This window comes from Bacteroides zhangwenhongii, assembly GCF_009193325.2.
Classification (GTDB): Bacteria; Bacteroidota; Bacteroidia; order Bacteroidales; family Bacteroidaceae; genus Bacteroides; species Bacteroides zhangwenhongii.
In genome coordinates, this window is the sequence record NZ_CP059856.1 from 1,689,654 (window position 1) to 1,708,365 (window position 18,712).

The following is an 18,712-nucleotide window of genomic DNA, read 5'->3' on the forward strand; positions in this document are numbered from 1 at the left end:
TTATTTCTCATTAACTTTTGCACGTAGATATTCTTCGTGTAGGTGATAATATTTTCTCTTGAACAAGACATAGACGATACAAAGTAATACCAGCACTACAACTAAATATAAATACTTATTCATTGGCAAATAAATAGCCCCCAAAGAGATTATCAATTGCATAACCATATAGACGGTCGACACTATCACATGCTTAATGTGCAATTCATTGGCCATCAGTTGATAAACATGTTTACGATGAGGTTTGCCTATATTTTCATGCAACAATATTCGATGGAAGATAGTAAGCACACTATCAACACCATATACCATTAATAGCAGAATAGCCCAGTAGTTTCCGCTTTTTAATATATAAGAGCCTAAAAAGTAAAGCAGAATAAATGCAATAGATACACTCCCCACATCACCCGCAAAACATTTTGCCTTAGTACGGAAGTTAAAGAAGCAGAATATCAGCACACTAAGCAAAGTCACAATAATAAAGTTCCGGTCGACAAACTCCTCCTGCAAATTAAGAATAAATAACGGAATAAGCACCGCCAATGAATAACCACCGGTAATGCCATTGATACCGTCCATAAAGTTATAAGCATTGATAATACCAGTACATACTACGAGGGCAACGACAATCATCCACCAATATTCAGGCAACAAAATACCCCATTGGTAAAACATAAGTACCATAGCGGTAAACTGTACAATCAGACGAAACTTGTTGGGTACTGAGTGAATATCATCAACAAAACTGATACCACCTAACATCGTGAGACCTAATAAGAACCAAAGACAAGTAAAACCATAAAAGGCCACATAAAGCCAGGCTCCAAACAAGAAAATGATACCACCGCCACGCAACACAATAGAAGTATGCGATGAACGTAAATTAGGTTTGTCTATGATATTATACTTGTCGGCAATTTTAAAATATGCTAGTTCAAGAACAAGCAGTAATACTGCTATCAACAGATACGTAAACATACTTATTTCGTATTTACAAATGATTTTATGGTTTGCGTCAGACCTTCTTCGGCACGTATAGGCATTTTATCCACTCCCAACGCTTTTTTTATCTTAGTATTACTTACCACATAATTTTCAGTTAGTTTAGTCAAACGTTCTGAATTTAGCGGCAGATGTAAGATATCTCCTATCCTGCTCATAAGGTTCATCAGCCCTTTGGGTAAATACCAAATATGCGTTTTTTTACCCAAAGCTTTACAAATAACTGTAATAAGATCATTAGTTGATAAAGCCTCATCGTCACACATATTATAAATACCCGAAGCCACATCTTTAGCAAGCAATCCTTCTATAGCAAAACAAAGGTTATCAATAGAGGTAAAGCAACGGTGATTCTCAAAAGCTCCCAAAGGCCAGGGTATTCCTCTCTTCACCACACCATAAAGCAGATTGAGATTTCCTTTATTACCAGGCCCATGTATCATGCAAGGACGCATGATATACACCTGCTTGTCTGCCACAGGATGCGATAATATATATTCCTCAGCCTTAATTTTAGACTCACCATAAGGCCCTACAGGATTAGGAACAATATCCTCAGTAAGAATATCGCCCGGAACAAAATCAGCTGCAGCCTTAACAGAAGAGAAAAAGATAAACTTCTTTGCCGATGATTTAAGAAACCAATCATACACTTTTTGGGTAAGACCCGTATTTACCTTAAAATACACCTCTGGCCCAGAAGTTTTTTTCAAATCATGCGCTTTGCCAGCAAGATGAATAATAGCATCTACTTGTACCACCTTATCTTCATCAAAATCATTCCAGGAAAAGGTCTTGACCACACCCTCTTTTTCCGGTGCAACAATATCGAGACCATAAATCTCATGCTTCCGTCCCATAGCTTTGACAATATTACTTCCGACAAAGCCGTGTATTCCGGTTATAAGTATCTTCATAATATTTTATTTACCAAATCAACATATTGTTTTGTTACCTTTTCTTTTGTGTAATAGCGCTGTATCACATCATATCCGTTACGCCCCATTTTCTGAAGCTCTTCACGTGACACCGATGCCAACCATTGTGCCATTTCATCTACCTTCTTATCAAAGTCCTTCTCAGTAATAAGCTTTGCACAATTATAATCCTTAGTAAAGTTTACAATAGGTGTTTTGTCACCGGAACATATAAGTAACGGTCTCTCACAGGCCATAATAGTATAAACCTTAGACGGGAATCCCATCATCTCCATCTCAGGTGCCATGAAAATGAACTGTACATCACTGTATGCCAATATACTTGGCATCAGATGACGAGGTTGATAATCGAGCACATACAACTTGTCCAATCTCTTCTCAACTTTCTGTTCTTCCAAATATTGACGTTGTACCCCCATACCTATCACAAAGTACTCAACATTCAAATCCTTTGTTTTTTCGACCAATGCCACCAGCGGACGCCAGTCTTGCGCATGTCCTATATTCCCGGCATAAAGCAATTTCAAAGAATCGGTTTTAGGAAAGATATTCTCGTCAAGAGGTTCTACATTAGTCGGGTTATAGAGGTCAGTATCTACGAAGTTGGGAATGATGTGTAGCTTATTCGGATCTTCAAAACGACTCACAATCGTATTATAGAAAACATCGTCAATGGTAGTGATTGCAGCAGACTTGTTGTAAATGCAACGTTCGACTTTCTTTAAACAAGCGATTATCGGTCCTGTTTTCTTCTTTAGGATATCGGGATAAATTTCCTGTACATTATATATAACTTTGCAGCCTTTTAATTTACCGAGGATGAGATTAAGCATTCCTATGCTGAGAGGTGGCGAGGGCGACACTATTACACTAACATTGCGTATGCACAAACCAAGGAGAAACGAAATGATGTGCCAATAAACAAAACCAAGAATACGCAATGCAGTGCTCTTGAACTTCTTTTGTGGCACATGCATTACCTTTATACCATGAAAATCACTTTCCTTATAAATTCCGGGGATTTTCCACTTTAGCGGTTGCTTTGCCAGTTGTTCCTCTACTACATTAAAGTGCGGTGTTGTAGAAAGCACTACTACCTCATAACCTTCTTTTTGAAATCTAAGTGCGATATCGTTATAAAGATATGCAGTGGAAACACCATCTGGGCTGAAGATAAGGCTGTGAATTAAGACTTTCTTGCTCATTTATCAACGTTTATATTAAATCGTTCCTTAAAATATGTCCGCATCTCTTGCGGTGTAGGGTTCTTTCCTATATAATATTCCATCTCCTCAATCTTGGCATCTATAAGATACCTGTACCAATATGCCTGCAATGTAGCCCAAATAAAACCGGGCTTGCCATCAAGAAAACCACCAAAGCAGATGTAGCGAACGAAGAAATACATGAATGCACGCAAGAATTTGGGCAGTTTATAATACTTTCCTTTCTCCCTGTTACGGCTCTCCAATCCATTCCCTCCCGATACTGTATCGTTCCAATAACCTTCATAAGCTGCCACAATCTCACGGTTGGCATAGTTGTTGTGCTTTTGAGTCCACGCGTGTATACCATTCAGGTTCTCATCTATAAAATAATTATTCATGGAAACGACTTCGTCCTCAGTCACATAACAGCGTTCATCCATCCAGCGCTGTTCCATCATAGCCTTTCCTGTACGCCACAAACGTAAAATTTGGATTTTATGAATCTTTCCATGCTTTAAGGGCTTTCCAAGAAACTTCACCATTAAGGGAAGCATGCATCCTGTAACATTAGCAGGCAACAAAGGTACTTTCTCCTCCAACTCTGCTATCAATTCATTGGTTAGGTATTCGTCAGCATCTAAACGCATGGTCCACTCTGTTTTAATCGGACAATTCTCCATTGCCCAAATAAATTGCTGTGCCTGATTCACATACTTGTTTTGTAACACTACCGCACCATGCTCACGCGCAATGTCACAAGTTTTATCAGTTGAGTAACTATCTACTACATATACCTGTTTTGCTATACGTTTAACATTATCAATACTTCGTGCAATGTGTCTTTCCTCATTATACGTGAGGATTATTACAGAAAGGTCTAACATTTTTATTTGAAGTTACTTTAACTTAATGTTTACTTTATCAAATCAAAAAAAACGCCCCAATCACTTTCTCGTTCTTGTGGTAAAGGTTTATATCGTTTATGTTCCATACTAAACGCAATTATATGCTTTGCCCAAGCTTCATAATCATGCACATCAGTGTAAACTACTCCATCATAACCATTCAACACTTCATGAGCATAATCCACATCAGCCGCCAAAACAGGAAGTCCCAAAGCAGCCGCTTCAAGCAGTGGCAATCCGACTGTTTCAATCGAACTCGGAAAAACTAAAGCTGTAGCAGATTTATAGTAACTCAATAAATTATCATGCTTTATAATACCTCCAAACACAAAGTTCTTGCCTACACCATTCTTAAGTACTTCATTGTACATTACAGGGGCTTTTTCTGCAGAACTTGTTATATGAATCTTTATATCCTCTGCCAATACCGGATTTTGTTTACTTAATATTCCCATGGCTTTTGCCAAAGTGCAACCATTACGATATTTAGAATCATCACCAACAAATATAAAATGTTTCCTATTATCTTCCCAATTATAGGTTTTGCACTGTGTAACATCCACCTTCTCAACATCTGGAAAACACACATGAACATTCTCTGCTGGAACACCAAAGTATGATACGAAGCGTTTTTTTACGACAGAAGTTTGTACAATAAACTGTGTATTTTTAACCCATGTACGCTTTACTATGCGAGGAAAAATATGCTTATAATTAAACAGCATTCTTTCTGTACATTTGAAAGGATTGTAAGCTCCCGGATATAACGGCAACGACTGATGAAAATAAACAATCTGCTTACTTCCCCCGATCTTCTTATATCCATTATTCTGAAGTGAAACCACAACATCAGGCTTTACTCCCAATTTTACAATTTCATTTTGTAGCAATTTACCTTCAAACAAAATCCGTTTTAACTTGGATTGTAGAGGAAAAGATATATATGTCACTCCCTCTATCGCCACTTTCGGCAGTATGGGATTAATAAATATCCAATATTTGTTTTGACCTATATACTTTGGCAGATGCGATAAAAACTGCTTATATATTGTTATACCTCCCCCAGCTTGCAAGGTTGTGGCTATTACAAAAATATTCATAACTAAGCATGTTCTTTAAAATTTTTTATTACTCTTGCAGGGATTCCTGCCACTCTTACAAATGATGGTACATCGTGAGTAACCACTGAATATGCTGCCACATGTGACTTCTCTCCAATTGTCTTACCAGGACATACCATTGCCTGTGTATCAATCAAAGCTCCTGGACCGATGATAATATCATCACACTTCCCTGGACCGGCTATGCAATCATATTGGACACCATAATCGTGATAACCTGTTACAACTATAGCACGAGACGCTACTTTAGAATACGGTTTCATCTCAATCTTACTACCTGCAGCACCAAAAATAAGTGCATCATGTCCAATCCAACAATTATCACCTATGATAAATTCAAACTGTCCAAGTATCCTTGGTGAGAAAATCGAGACGTTTTTGCCCACTTTTGCACCAGCCCAACGCAGTAACTGTACTTTAAAGCTATTGAGACGTGAAGGAGGACAAATCTTTACAAACAAATTAAACAAATGAATCTTTACAGGACTTATTGCCATAATATATTCAGTTACCAACCATTAAAATATTCATAATCCGCACAATCCTATGCCATAGAACATGGACCTTCTGCAATTTCCAATGTTTGCCCCTTTAGCATTGCATCACATAACTTATAAAGTTGTGTTGCTGCATTTTCTGGACTCCATACGTTATGGACTGTATTATAAGCCTCTAAGCTCATCCTTTCACATTCTACAGGATGCTTAATAAGCCACAAGACTTTCTCAAACAAATTATTCTTTTTTCTAAGATTAAAAGAGAAACCATTTACTCTGTCTTTTATAAGATATGGCGTAGAACCGGTCTCTATAGAACTTACAGGACAACAGCCACATCCCATGGCCTCATTAAGAACTGCTCCCCAGCCTTCATTTCTATCACTGGTGAAACAGGCGATATGATGCGTCAGCATAGCCTGCCTTACACTATCATTAGGCATAGAACCCCATAAATGTACATACTCTCCTAATCCAAACTTTTGTATCTGTACCTGAAGATGGTTAAACATATCTCCTGCTCCAATCAGGTTTATATAAAAATTGATTTTTTCCTGTCGTAACTGCAATGCTAATCTTATCATTGTTTCAGGATGCTTCCAAGCTATCAAACGCCCCACCCACAGTATTTTTACAATAGTACTATTGCGTTTTTCACGTAATATAGTTTCTATATCAAGAGCAGGAACAGCTGTATAATATCCCCATTTATAACACTTACCAATAAAAGAACGCATCAAATTAAAATCCCTGGCAGCATAGGCACTGCTACACAACACATAAAAAGGTTTACCATGACAATGAACATGATAAAACCACTGCTGCTTAAGTAAACGAGGTGAGAATAAATTCAAAAGCCCTTTCTTTAGCCAACGTTCACTGTACATAAAAGTGAGCTTCCCTGTACTTATGCGCTCACGCAAATACATTAACGGGGCAGCACCATATATCATTACATCAGCATCACGAATTATTTGAAGGACTTTGTGTAAAGCAACCTCACCGTCAGCAATTCTAATAAGATAAGGCCGCTGAGAAAAATCATCTCCCCCTTTACTATTATCACCATTAAAATCGCCAGTCTCTATAAACCAATAATTTCCACCAGTAAGACGGTACAGTTCATCTGCGATACTTATCTGATGAATATTTAAGACAACGGATACAAAAACTAGAGTCATAGTGTATGTTCTGTTATATATTTACAATCTATATTCTGCCCCACTATCATCCAATATGTCATACTCAAAAAACCTCCTGCAGACAATACATACCCCTCAAACCATGCATGAGTAAACATAGCCACCAACAGCAACATCACAAACTGGGCATTGAGTGAATTATCTCGTTTTGAAGTCTTATATGCATTTAGCAGCAATAAGGTATAGGCAAACATTCCCAACAGTCCCGTCATAGAGAGTACCGCCAAATGAGAAGTTCCAGGTTCCACTTGTCCAGTGACAGGATTGTATTCGTCATTCCCATTTGGATCAACAGATACAAAACCAACTCCTAACAACGGTGATTTCATAAACTCATCTATTCGACAATCGAATTTACTTTGCCGAGAACTTAAAGCTCCACCTTGTTCTTTTCGTTGTTCTTGTTTATTTAAAACTCCTGCAAAAACTCTATCAGCAATGGGCATTGCCACCAAAGCAGATATGCAAAGTATAATTATAATCCTTTTCTTATTTCCATTAACATTACTTTTCATAAAAAACAATGAAAAGAGTATGGCAACCGCCCCCCCCAATAGCGCAGAACGGCTGGCAGCCATTACTGCACTCATTGCAGAAAGAAAGAATAATACAATAAATATCTTTGAGTTATTATTTTGATAAATAACATAGAATGCCAACGCACTGATCATAGATATCGGCCCCAATGTCATAGAGTGATTGACAAGCCCGCCGAATGTACCTCCATTTGAGGAATATTCAGCTAAACCTAATTGTGTCCCTACCTGCATATAATTCACTCCCAAGAAAAAAGCAAAAAAAGAGCCTATTGATAATATACATATATACATTAATGCATATCTAAATACATAGCGTCTAAAAATAATCGCCCTTGCTGACGATATACATGCCGAACATGCCAACGTTACTATAAGAAACTGTACAAAACGTAACTTTGAGTTAAAACAAGGTTCAATAGGCAATACCAACACATTAAACAAAAAGACTAAATACAAAAATACATATCGACCTTTAAATTGCACACTACCATCACACAAGCAATAAAGAATACTCACCAAACATAATCCTATATAAGGAAGAAATGTATCCACAGATATAAAACCCATAATCTGCACCGATGCCATCGTAGCCCATAACAATGCAAGTCCCTTACAAAAGCGTCCTGCTTTCGGTGCATAAAAAACTTCTGTATGACCTATTTCTTTTATTATATTTACCAATCCCATATCTTAAAGATTCTTCTATGAATCATATTAAGCCTATAGCTTTTTCATAAGCAAATACAACTTTCTGTACTGTAAATGGCTCCCATGCTTCTCGAGGCGCAGGTTTACGTGGATTTTCAACTTGATTAATAATAGCCTCTGCCATTGCCTTAGAATCATTTACAGGAACAAGCACTCCATATTGACCATTTTTTAGCAATTCTGGTGGACCATAAGGACAACTAGTTGAAATCACAGGAATACCTGCAGCCATCGCCTCTACCAAAACAATTGAAAAACTTTCCATTTCAGAAGATACAAGGAATGCATCGGCACATTTTATTTCAGATGGCAAACTAGTACTCTGCCCCGCCAACCTTATCCTGTCCTGCATATGATTTTCAGCAATCCACTTTTCATAATCCTGTTGTAAAGCACCCTTTCCAAAAAGCACCAATCGAACAGGTGTCTTTTCATTTGCCAGACGAATGGCTTCAAATATCATATAGTGTCCCTTAACCTTACAAAAAGCTCCGGCCGCAACCATTGTTGGCATAGCTTTATTCCTAAGCCAGTCACAAGATGGTTCTTTTGTAAGTTTATCATAATAAGATGTATCCAAAACCGGATTATAAACAGCCTTTACAGTTCCTTCATTAAGCCCCATCAATCTCTCTAACAAAGCACATGAGCCTTTCGATACGCTCATAAAACAATCATATCTACTCCTTATTAGTTTATTGATAATCCTTTTTGTTATGGAAATATTATCTGCCAGTTCCGGCAAAATGCTATTATGCTCAACGTAACAGTAACGCGTTTTATGCCTTAGTCCTATTGAAGCTAATGCAAGTGCACATAAATATGCAGAATTCATTACTACAACAGCATCTACGGTAGCAGTTCTTATATATGAATGTATGAAAGATATATTATAACGGGCTCTTCTACTTGGCATAACAAGAAACTTTACAGCAGAAGGCACTTCAAAAGGTATATGCCCCGTATTTAACAATTCTTCATGAGCCTTTGAAACCAAAATATCAACCTCATAGCCCTTTTCGTAAAATCCTCTAGCCATAAGCGCTGTTACATACTGAGCGCCTTGCTGAAAAAGATCTTGAATAATAAATGTTATTTTCATTTACCTATATAAAAAATTAATCACTTTATTTTACCAAGTAAAAGGATCGAAAGCACCTTACTTGTTTCAATAAACTTCGTTAATAAAAGTGTTCCAAACAAAACAATAGCTGATATAATACCGACTACTGTCAATGACAGTAATATGTTATGATTTGGATTAAAGGAACTAGGAATCACAAAAAAATATGTAGGCAATAAAAAGAAATGAAATAAATAGATATCAATTGTTCTTGTAGCCACATATTCAACCCATCTGTTATACCTGTTTGCAAACCAATATTGAAAAAAATAAAGCATTATGTTTATATATGAGAAAGCTATGACTAACCGGCAAACAGTATAACCAATTCCCATATATACCCCTGCCATAATACCAACCAACGATATGGTAAATAATAAGTTACTTTGTTCTAACAAATTCTTTAACTTAGATATTTTATTAACAAAAATACCATAAACGAAAAATGGAACATAACGATAAAATTGTGGGATTGACAATGCGTTAGTAAATATATTATCCTGAAATAAAAATCTATAACACACTAACACTAAAATCACCCCTACAGACAAAAAAATGACTTCATTATAATTACCCAATCCACATCTTTGAAAACATTTTTCTAAAAGACTACAAATCCAATAAAAAATATAAAGACAAAATAATGTAAAACAAAACCAATAGCCATTATGCATAGACGATATAAAAAATGACTCAAACTCTATCTCTTTACAGAAAGTATATAGCATACCAACCATCAATGTTGGTAAAATAAGTGTTCTAAGCCTTTTCAGTACTCCTTTAGCAGTAGGTATGCCTGAAAAGAAACCACTAATAAACATAAACATTGGCATATTTACCACATCTATAAACTGCCATACTAAATTATTGGCTTCGTGAAAACTATAAAAAAGAACGTGTCCCACAATTACCATATAAATAGACAATACCTTAAGGGCATCAAACGAATATAAGCGCGTCATGTCATTCTTCACAATAATACTTCTATAACTATATGATTAAAGATTTTCAACAAGATTACACCATTTTTCTACAATTATCTCTTTTGAAAATGTGACAGATTTTGTCATAGCTGCACGAGACATTTTCGTATATTTATCCTCATTGCTCATTAAGACAACAAGTTTATCTGCATATTCTTTTTCATCAAACGGTTTTACCAAGAAGCCATTAATATCATCATCTATTATATCTGTTACCGAACCATAACTATTAAAAGCCATAGGAACAACACCATGTTGCATAGCCTCTGTTAAAACCATACCAAACCCCTCGTAGATTGATGTCATACAAAAAATTCTTGAACGCTGATAAAATGGTGCAGGATTTTGAAAACCATGAAACGTAACATGTTCTAATCCCAAATCCTGAGCCTGCATTTCTAATACATCACGATCTTCGCCATCGCCAACAATATCAAGTTGCCAATCGGCAAACGATGACTCTACCTTATTCCATATCCTTAATAACTTATTAACTCCCTTTACACAGTTTCTTAAACGCCCTACAAACAATACATGCTTCTGTGCTGTTGTTAACTCACAGGATTCAAATGTATTAAAATTAGGGATTGTAAAAAGTTTTATTCTATCGGCTTTGGGACAATAAAAACAAAAATCTTCAATAAAAGACGATGACAAAGTCACTATTCTGTCATAATTAGTATTTAAATCACGATATAATCTTTTTGTCAAACATACAGAGTGATAGTATTTCAATTTTAAAAATACATTATCGTAAAAGAATTGTTTTAATGTACCCCATCTAGTCTGCGTAAAATCTTTCGCAAACGCCAAATTATAATTATCTAATATAGCGCGAGTAGAATTGTGCTGAACTGCTATCAATTTTACTTTGCTTTTAAAATCCTCTCTATGTCTAAAAATACCAAATCGACCTACTATATCTCCTTCTGTTTGATCTATAATGCAATATATATTACGTTCTATAACCAACGTTTCCAAAAAGCGTCTATTATCCTTATTTCCAGGCAAATATAATATATCAGTGGGAGAATTGTATGTTTTCCCAAGTCTATTTGAGTATTTACAAAGAAGCGTTACTTCATAACCGACATTTAATAAAGCTTTTGCCAGCAAATCTGTAACCCGCTCCATCCCCCCCTGCTGGGGTAATGGTTCATTAGAATTGTATAATAGTATATGTTTCTTAGTTGTCATTTGTCAACTCACTCCATATCTTTAATCGGTTATTATTGTCCATGCATTTGACCGTTTGCTTTGCATTTCCACTCATCTTTTGCAAATTAAATTTATCTTTTGCAAGTTGAAGAACTTGTTTCGCCATCTCTTTTGTATCAAATGGTGGTGTGAGCAAACCATTATATCCATTCTTTATATTAAGATCTGCATCTTTAAATGTATTCATTACTATCGGCACTACGCCTGCTGCCATAGCTTCAGTTATTACCATAGGAGTACCTTCATAATTAGATGTTAAAAGAAGAATCCTTGCACTGGAATAATAGGGAGCTGAATCTGTTTGACCAACAAATTCTATACGCTGTAATGCCCAATCCTGACTCTTCTTTTTCAAACGCGATTCATCGTCCCCCGAACCCACTATTACCATTCTCCAGTCTTTCAGTTCATTCTGTATTAATGACCATACAGTTAATACCCTGTCTACTCTTTTCGATGAATAATCCAGTCGTCCAACAAAAATTATTAAATTCTCCTTTTTACAGAAGTCCGTTTCTAAAACATTTACCCTATTGGGATTTTGTACAGCAACTATTTTTTTAGACGGATTTATTCTCAAAAGCCTTTCCATTGAAACTTTCTGCTTCTCAGTAAGAACCGCTACAGTATCGGAATTTTCATACATATAGTGATATCTTTGACGCTTATTATGCAAAGCATTCCACTTGTTATATGGAGCTTTAATCCATTTAAGAACATTTATACAGACCTGCGCCAATGGCACTCCCTTTAATGGATAGTTTAGTGTATGATAAAAGTTTTTAATATCATCTACTACGCTAAAATGAAGATGACTTATTATTTTCACAGTAGCGGGAATATGTTCGTGCGAAAAGATATAAACAGCTTCAGTACTAGCGCCTTCGTTAAGAATCATATCTATCTTATTCTCTTTAATATAGTTTATAACAAAAGCTATATTATCGGTTGTAGGTGCGTCATTTCCATCGGGTAAAAAAACACTTTTACGGCTTAATTTATCCTCAACAGGAATGGAAGCCATATAATTCACAGTGTGTCCTATAGATGACAGATAATCAGCAATCATACATGCAGCGCGCTCAGTTCCTCCACGTTGCGGATTTAACTGCGGACCAAAATATATGAGGATATTCATTCGTTACGAGTAAATAAGTCTTGAAATCCAACTACCCATTTCGGTCCCATAACACACACTATAAATGACTTCAATTTATCATTTATAGATAGATTTTTGTTGTGATACTTAAACCACATTCCAAAAGAAATCTGCTGAAAAAAATGTTGTTTAAAATAGATAGGCAAGTTATCAACATAATACTGCCTTATTATTGAAGTATAGCTCCATATTTGCCTCGTGTAACAATCCATTGCCATCGACCTTACAGATGCAAATGCCATGCAACACGACAAATATTTATTATAACTATTCAAAATAGAAAAAATCTTCGATATTTTTGGTACCGTTGTTGTAATGGATCCCTCCCTATATCGATAACCATAATCTCCGATATTAGTTACTGTCATTTTACCAATTGCTGTAATCAACTGTGGTATTATGGCAATATCTTCACTAATTTCACCTTTTGGGAAACGTATATTCTCAAACACATGGCGACGGAAGACTTTGTCACAACAACTAACATGAATCCATTGTTTCAGATATCCTGTTAACAACTCTTCTTTACCAATATAGTCTCTAAACGGATAGTTACGCTTATATTCCTCCCCAGACTTCCATTTGTAAACTAAATCAAATTGAACAGCATCTATCCTTTCATCACTCTCAAATGTCTCTATTATTTTGCTATATATATCCGGGTTCAATAATACATCATCTGAATCAATAAAAGTTATATAGTCGCCATTACATCTGTCAAGTGCATAATTTCGTGCATCAGACAAACCACCATTAGGCTTATCATAAATAGTCACACAAGCGTACTGCCGGGCAAAAGCTCTTATTACATCAAGTGAATTGTCAGTACTACCATCATTTACCGCTATTACTTCCAAGTTGGTATAATCTTGACTAACGATAGACCCTAAACACTCCTCTACAAACTCCTCCACATTATAAACAGGAACTATTACACTTAAAAGAGGTTTTACATTACAATTTTTCATATACTTTCTCCCCATTTTTTCTAATAATATATGCCGGAACTCCTGCAACTATTGTATTGGCAGGAACATCCTTTACCACAACAGCGTTGGCTCCTATAACAACATTATCCTCAACTTTCACACCACCCAGTATTTTGGCACCACATGTTACTGTTACGTTATCACCCAAAACCGGTGCTAAAGCCCCCTTATATCCTATTGTCACTTGTTGATTGATGTGGCAATGTCTACCTATAGATTTTGCACAAATAATTGTCGCAAATCCATGTTGAATGAACAAACCACCACCAATAGAAGGGGTGTATATGTAAAGTGTCGGCATTGGTGGAACCAGAAACTTTAATATATTAACCAGCCCATAAGCACGTCCCAATCTATAGTAAAATACAGAACGAAATTCAGGCCTATCTACAAAAAGTTTGCACATACTCCCAACGTAATTACCACTAATACCAGTTACTTCCTTGTAATGATCAATATCTTCTTCAATCAGTCTCTTCCGAGGACAGAGAAAATAAAAAATATAATGAAAAATGAATCTTAACTTTATCATAGGCCTGCTGCTTTTAAAAACTCATCAAATGATGAGAATTGTGCTTTATGAGTTTTAACATAATGGTCATAAGCCTCTTTCATCTGCCGCCTTATTGGAATCTCCGGATATTTGTCAACCTCATTTCCAGATACAAACAATGGAAATTCTTCAAAAAAATCAGAAAGAACCGGACGTCTTCCAAACCGTTCTTGAATACTACAGGCATAATCAAAAGCCTCTTCTACGCAAAGTTTCTTTCGTTTCTCAAAGTATTCATCAAGCGTACATATGACCTTACATGGACATCCTGCAGCGACAGAATTGGCTGGTATTTTTCCCATTACCACACTGCCATATCCAATAATACAGTTATCCCCAATATAGCTTCCTCTAAGTACAGTCACATTTTGTCCGAACCACACATTATTACCAATCACTACTCTACCTGAATTAGGTACAAATTCTTTATATTTATTAAGAAAATTAAGAGTTGCATAATCATGAGTTAGAATAGTAAAATTCGTATGCAGGAAAGTACCACCTCCGTGAATGGTTACTAATGAAGGTCGTGTAACATCTATCTTCAATGTTTCAGGACTAAAAAGAAATACATCATCATCAATCTGTACACCTTTTTCACGTAATGATCGAATCATTATCTTGGGATTTTGCTTAATGGATTCGATTGCTACTTGTTTTTGCAATAAACGCCTAAACACTATGGCATAGGTCTTTAATTTGTTAAATAGTCGCATTATGAAGAGCTTTTTCTAAAAATTTCAATGATTCATTTCTGAATCTTTCTATCTTATCAGATATTTCAGAAGTATAAGAAAGATCTTTATTGTCGTCCACAGGCGCAGAATATATTTGTTTAAAACGCTCCGCCCCCAACAAATCCAACAAATCAGTTACACGTGAATCCCGCCCTATTCTATCATCAACAACAGATATGAATGGAACTTTGAAATTCAATGAAAATATAGTCCCATGAAATGATGATGTTACCACAAAAGATGCATTGGCAAAATAACGTATAAAATCAACAGGAGATGCTGTATTAACCACCGTTGCACCATTTTTCTTCATATATTGGTCTATTTTACCATTCAAAACTATTATTTTACCTCCATACCGATGATGGCAATTTTTAATAATTTCAAAAATTTGTGGATATGGATTATAAGTATAATCAAGTACGTAAACAATAAAGTACTTACTACTGTCACTTACATTCAATTGCTTTAACCATTGTTCTTTTGTTAAAAGCATTGTAGGATCACATACCAATGAAATTGCTTTTCCTGTAATTTTGGAAAGCAAACCAATAGTAGTTTGCTCTCTCACTGAAATTGAGGAATATTTTCCAAGTTCTGTTCTATAATACTCAACAAATTGTTCTGGAATTTCGGCTACTGCCATACTAGCAGCAAAAGAGATACGCGGATTTCCATTACGTGCAAACCCACACATAAACGTTGTATCATATCCTATATATGACGGATTCCATACTTGATCACTACCCGTGAGATAAACATCATATAGGGGCATTTGTTTGTCTATTTGATACCTATTCCTATAACTATCTTTTGAAATTTTGAGATGATCACTTATAAATTGTAAAAACTTTCCACGACGTATATCTTCATCTGATGGTTTGGAAGCACACAGTCGCCTTTTTATGGCATCAATAATACGTGACTTTAAAGGTAATATAATAGGCTGCTCATCACTCTTCTCCAAATACATAAAATGTTCAGAATTGGGAAACTTGTAATCTATAATCTCTGAACTATATCCCAAATTACTCACTGTTTGCTGAAGAGCATACGTTTGTAGGACCGAGCCAAAATTAAGCACTCGATGCATTGTTATTATACCAACAGTTATATTTCGTTTATTCATTTTTTTAAAAGAGTTCTAATATAAAAAACAGGAATGAGCAATTGAGGGACCAATCGATTAATCATATCAATACATTTTATACTTAATGGGGTACGAAGCAAAAACAAATCAATATAATAAAGGTAGGTCTTTTTAGGTGATTTCTTCATTTGTCCTTCTGTTACCACCTCATATGGTTCTTTAACTAATTCAATAGAAGTCATTTCATTAAGGATTCGATCTCCCTTTGGAGTTAAAGCCAGAATTCCATTAACACCTGTATTATTTTTCTCATATTTTGTTCCCCACAAGTCACCTATACGAATATCAGATGCTGAGGATGCCATTTTATATTTACAATGAGAATAACAAGCCTTCCCCAAACAATTATTAAGTAAAAACATCTTGTAAAACAGATCCCCTTTACTAAGATTAGACTCATATTGAATTGGAATATTACCGCCTGTTGCTTCTATATTCTCGGCCATTATTACCCACGAATCGTGCCAACCATATTTTTTACTTCTCCAAGAGACATTACTTGGTTTTCCAATTTGTCTTTGAATGCCTTTAAGATACTTACGCCACATTAAATTTGATGGCACTCCATGACAGAAAAAATCCATAAGAATGAAGTTATCCTCAATTCTTAAACGACGAATATATCTACGGATAGAATCTATTTGACAAGGAGTTCCTGTTACAAAATATTTTGATTTACGATCTAAATAACGGAATCCCTCAATTGTAAAGCTCTGAAGATACTTAGAGCATTTACTCTCTTGCAATTCTATAACTGTATTTGCAATATAATGTTCTACTATACCTTTTTTAGCATTGTATCTAGCACAGCAGGCTTTATACCCATTTTCCACCAAATGCTTGGCTAGTTCATAACCTATACCACCCGATGAACATGTGTGTGTTACCTCGGGATTCCGACTCCAACCAGCATACGATTTAACCTTAAACTCATTTGTCTTAATAACATCATTGGAATTATAAGCACATACGTCAAGGCACAATCCACATGATGTACATTTATCTATTTCTATTATGTACGGAGTATAGAATCCATTTCTATTCAAGCGAATATCTATTATGTTCTGTGGACATACTTTGGAACAAACGCCACATCCATAACAAGAATGCATCTCTGATATATTATTCTTTTTATTCATGCGTTATGAAATTTATTTATGAACTTCATAATGTATCCTTTAACCCAAATGCGTTCTCCATCATTTAATCCAAATATATATATTGAAAGAATGACACTAAAAACAGCTCCCGGAACCAACACAAAGAATCTCAATAATGAAGGAGTCCAAAAATGGGCTATTATCAATGGAACTATCCATGAAAATATTGAAACTTTTAAACATGGGATCAGCACTTCAGTTATAAATGTTCTCCATTGATAAGTTGTCAAAGCCGAAAGTGCCTTAAATCTAAATACTATAGTACCAAAATACGTTATTATAAATATTGGATAAGAAACCCATACAGGAAAACCTAATTTATAACATCCCCATGTCAAAGGAAACACTAAAGAGGTGAAGATTGTTACATCTATGGCATAACGTTTTATATTTCCTGTTGCCTGTATAAGTTTCAATAAAGTATTACTTGATTGCAACGCAAGTGACTCGAACATTGAAAGTTGTACAAACAACACTACCATTGGAGGTACTTCAACTAACCATAAATGCAACAAAGTATCGGTCTCTATACAAACAGGCACTAAAAAAATGAACATGAGATACCATGTATATTTAGCTCCCTTATTTACTATTGAATAGCAATAATCATAGTTACCCGCTGCATAAGATTTTGTTATTTGGGGACTAAATGCTGTTGTAAAATTAGACACAAAACCTTGTATGGCTCCATTCACTGTTGTAGCAATACCTCTTGTCGCATTAAATGCCACACCAAAAAATATGTTAATAAGCATATTAACTCCTTGAGTATTTAGCATCCAAGTTGTATTACTGAGAAGATTCCAACCTGAATAACCCGCCATTTCCTTAAACAGTTTTCCATCTATTCTCCATTGATATTTCACCTCAGCAAACTTTCTGAAACAAAATACAGCATATATAATATTAATGAGTATAGATGCACTAGCCCAAAGAATTGAAAATAAAATAAGTCTGTCTCCCTCATAACTACGTATCAGAAAACATACCCCCAGCTTTATCACTACTTCCAAAATACTCATATAAGCATAAATATCCATATGCTCATGGGCTATAATCAAAGAATTGAAAGGTACAGATACTAATACAACGAATGTAGAAACAATGGAACACTGTAATACACAATTTGCAGCATACATACGCCCCTCAGGAATATCTGCTGCTGTATTAAGAAACCACACACCTACTATTTCAAGAATAATAACAGCTAAAATACCCATTACAATCTGTATGTTCGTGACAGTAGCAAAAACATTTTTCATCTTTTCCAAAACACCTTCACCAAGAGAATAAGTGAGATAACGACTAGATGAAGCAGCCATGGTACCTGTTATTAATGCAGAAAAACTTACAATACCTCCAACAACACTATTAATGCCATAATTATCAACCCCCAGCGCATTGAGCATTACCCGACTAGTGTACAACCCTACAACCATCGTTATGAATGTACGGATGTATAGCAACATCGTATTTTTAGCTATTCGTTTATTATTCGTTGTAATATCTGACATTAAGAA

General features: G+C 35.5%; 18 protein-coding genes. All 18 read right to left on the reverse strand.

The window, feature by feature from the left end; all coding sequences use genetic code 11:
• The 18 genes from GD630_RS06750 to GD630_RS06835 all read right to left on the reverse strand — a co-directional run bounded on the left by GD630_RS06750 (position 1) and on the right by GD630_RS06835 (position 18,706).
• Positions 1-978 carry an MraY family glycosyltransferase gene (locus tag GD630_RS06750; protein WP_143865895.1) on the reverse strand — a complete coding sequence of 326 codons (978 nt, stop codon included), beginning with the start codon at positions 976-978 and terminating at the stop codon, positions 1-3.
• Positions 979-980: 2 nt separating this feature from the next.
• On the reverse strand, positions 981-1,919 hold the full coding sequence (locus GD630_RS06755) for an NAD-dependent epimerase/dehydratase family protein (protein WP_143865893.1): 939 nt from the start codon (positions 1,917-1,919) through the stop codon (positions 981-983).
• Positions 1,916-3,145 carry a glycosyltransferase family 4 protein gene (locus tag GD630_RS06760; RefSeq protein WP_143865891.1) on the reverse strand — a complete coding sequence of 410 codons (1,230 nt, stop codon included), beginning with the start codon at positions 3,143-3,145 and terminating at the stop codon, positions 1,916-1,918. Before GD630_RS06760 ends, GD630_RS06755 begins: the two co-directional genes overlap by 4 nt.
• A complete protein-coding gene (locus GD630_RS06765; RefSeq protein WP_143865889.1) occupies positions 3,142-4,032 on the reverse strand; it encodes a glycosyltransferase family 2 protein in 891 nt (296 codons plus the stop codon). The genes GD630_RS06760 and GD630_RS06765 overlap by 4 nt, the downstream gene beginning before the upstream one ends.
• A gap of 29 nt (positions 4,033-4,061) precedes the next feature.
• Positions 4,062-5,153, reverse strand: a complete 1,092-nt coding sequence (locus GD630_RS06770; RefSeq protein ID WP_143865887.1) for a glycosyltransferase — start codon at positions 5,151-5,153, stop codon at positions 4,062-4,064.
• A gap of 2 nt (positions 5,154-5,155) precedes the next feature.
• Positions 5,156-5,671: an acyltransferase gene (locus tag GD630_RS06775; RefSeq protein ID WP_143865885.1), complete on the reverse strand. Its 516-nt coding sequence runs from the start codon at positions 5,669-5,671 to the stop codon at positions 5,156-5,158.
• Between the two features lie 47 nt (positions 5,672-5,718).
• Entirely contained in the window at positions 5,719-6,852 is a 1,134-nt protein-coding gene (locus GD630_RS06780) for a glycosyltransferase family 4 protein (RefSeq protein WP_143865883.1), read from the reverse strand.
• A complete protein-coding gene (locus GD630_RS06785; protein ID WP_143865881.1) occupies positions 6,849-8,099 on the reverse strand; it encodes an O-antigen ligase family protein in 1,251 nt (416 codons plus the stop codon). The genes GD630_RS06780 and GD630_RS06785 overlap by 4 nt, the downstream gene beginning before the upstream one ends.
• A 22-nt stretch (positions 8,100-8,121) precedes the next feature.
• Positions 8,122-9,222 carry a glycosyltransferase gene (locus GD630_RS06790; protein ID WP_143865879.1) on the reverse strand — a complete coding sequence of 367 codons (1,101 nt, stop codon included), beginning with the start codon at positions 9,220-9,222 and terminating at the stop codon, positions 8,122-8,124.
• A 20-nt stretch (positions 9,223-9,242) separates the two neighbouring features.
• Positions 9,243-10,217, reverse strand: a complete 975-nt coding sequence (locus GD630_RS06795) for an acyltransferase family protein (RefSeq protein WP_143865877.1) — start codon at positions 10,215-10,217, stop codon at positions 9,243-9,245.
• Between the two features lie 24 nt (positions 10,218-10,241).
• Complete coding sequence (locus tag GD630_RS06800; RefSeq protein ID WP_143865875.1) at positions 10,242-11,423, reverse strand: glycosyltransferase; 1,182 nt, start codon at positions 11,421-11,423, stop codon at positions 10,242-10,244.
• Positions 11,413-12,582, reverse strand: a complete 1,170-nt coding sequence (locus GD630_RS06805) for a glycosyltransferase (protein WP_022276376.1) — start codon at positions 12,580-12,582, stop codon at positions 11,413-11,415. Before GD630_RS06805 ends, GD630_RS06800 begins: the two co-directional genes overlap by 11 nt.
• Positions 12,579-13,571 (reverse strand): glycosyltransferase family 2 protein, encoded by a 993-nt coding sequence (locus GD630_RS06810; protein WP_182505725.1) that lies wholly within the window; start codon positions 13,569-13,571, stop codon positions 12,579-12,581. Before GD630_RS06810 ends, GD630_RS06805 begins: the two co-directional genes overlap by 4 nt.
• Positions 13,558-14,124, reverse strand: coding sequence for a serine O-acetyltransferase (locus GD630_RS06815; RefSeq protein WP_143865871.1), 567 nt, complete (start codon positions 14,122-14,124; stop codon positions 13,558-13,560). Before GD630_RS06815 ends, GD630_RS06810 begins: the two co-directional genes overlap by 14 nt.
• Positions 14,121-14,762, reverse strand: a complete 642-nt coding sequence (locus tag GD630_RS06820; protein WP_182505726.1) for an acyltransferase — start codon at positions 14,760-14,762, stop codon at positions 14,121-14,123. The genes GD630_RS06815 and GD630_RS06820 overlap by 4 nt, the downstream gene beginning before the upstream one ends.
• Before the next feature lie 85 nt (positions 14,763-14,847).
• Positions 14,848-16,011, reverse strand: coding sequence for a polysaccharide pyruvyl transferase family protein (locus tag GD630_RS06825; protein ID WP_143865869.1), 1,164 nt, complete (start codon positions 16,009-16,011; stop codon positions 14,848-14,850).
• The gene (locus GD630_RS06830) at positions 16,008-17,171 is read right to left on the reverse strand and encodes a Coenzyme F420 hydrogenase/dehydrogenase, beta subunit C-terminal domain (RefSeq protein ID WP_238482972.1); all 1,164 of its coding nucleotides are present in this window, start codon (positions 17,169-17,171) and stop codon (positions 16,008-16,010) included. Before GD630_RS06830 ends, GD630_RS06825 begins: the two co-directional genes overlap by 4 nt.
• Positions 17,168-18,706 (reverse strand): MATE family efflux transporter, encoded by a 1,539-nt coding sequence (locus GD630_RS06835; RefSeq protein WP_143865868.1) that lies wholly within the window; start codon positions 18,704-18,706, stop codon positions 17,168-17,170. Before GD630_RS06835 ends, GD630_RS06830 begins: the two co-directional genes overlap by 4 nt.
• Positions 18,707-18,712: the final 6 nt, after the last annotated feature.